This is a genomic window from Shewanella sp. 10N.286.54.B9 (assembly GCF_041468565.1).
Classification (GTDB): Bacteria; Pseudomonadota; Gammaproteobacteria; order Enterobacterales; family Shewanellaceae; genus Shewanella.
In genome coordinates, this window is record NZ_JBFRIY010000091.1 from 1 (window position 1) to 706 (window position 706).

Sequence of the window (706 nt, forward strand, 5' to 3'; positions counted from 1 at the left end):
ACTAATGAATAAGCTGTTAGAAATATTTCGGAGCAATTGGCAATATGAAGCCTAGAAAAGGAAAATTTGCAGAGAAGTCTGGATCATATGAACAAGCTCTTCGTATAAAGACACCAGTAATATCTCCTGGTGAGACCATTGAGATAGAACAATTCTTCACTGGATACGGAGATATAAAAAGTGCTAAAGCGCTATTTTATCCATCTGATGATGTCTTTGATAAAGATAAGTCTTATGTTCTCAATAGTATAAAAGAGAAAGAACCAGGTTTAATTGTATTTGGTGGGCATAAGAAAAAATTTGACAATACTGGAATAACTTTTTCCTTGTCAGGTATACAGAAAGAAGGATGGGAAGAAAGTACACTCTTCATTGATACAGGAGAAGGTGAACCACCACAGATATTAACAGAAACAAAACAGGACGAAGCACCATTTAAGTATCACTTAACGACACTAAACAATATTAAGCCAGGAAGGTACTTTATTGAGTTCTGTTTTATTTATTACAATGGAGAAAGCTGGAAATCTAGCAGTAAATCAGCTGAGTTTAAAATTCAAAATTTCTTTGAGCGTAATGACACATTTATTGGTTGGGTTGCTTTGGCTGCGACTATTTCTGCATTAATTAGGTTTGCAGTGATTCCTGTAGGGAGTTGGCTATGGAATAATTGGTGCTAATATTTCTAACACATATGAGCCTCCTG

Annotated in this window: 1 protein-coding gene; it reads left to right on the top strand. The window is 35.1% G+C overall.

Features of this window, described 5'->3' with window-relative positions; genetic code table 11:
• Nucleotides 1-44 precede the first annotated feature (44 nt).
• The gene (locus AB4135_RS21610; RefSeq protein WP_371995486.1) at nt 45-680 is read left to right on the top strand and encodes a hypothetical protein; all 636 of its coding nucleotides are present in this window, start codon (nt 45-47) and stop codon (nt 678-680) included.
• The last annotated feature ends 26 nt before the right edge of the window (nt 681-706 follow it).

Excerpts from the sequence above, each read along its gene's own strand:
- AB4135_RS21610 (WP_371995486.1), top strand. The coding sequence starts at position 45 with ATGAAGCCTAGAAAAGGAAAATTTGCAGAGAAGTCTGGATCATATGAA.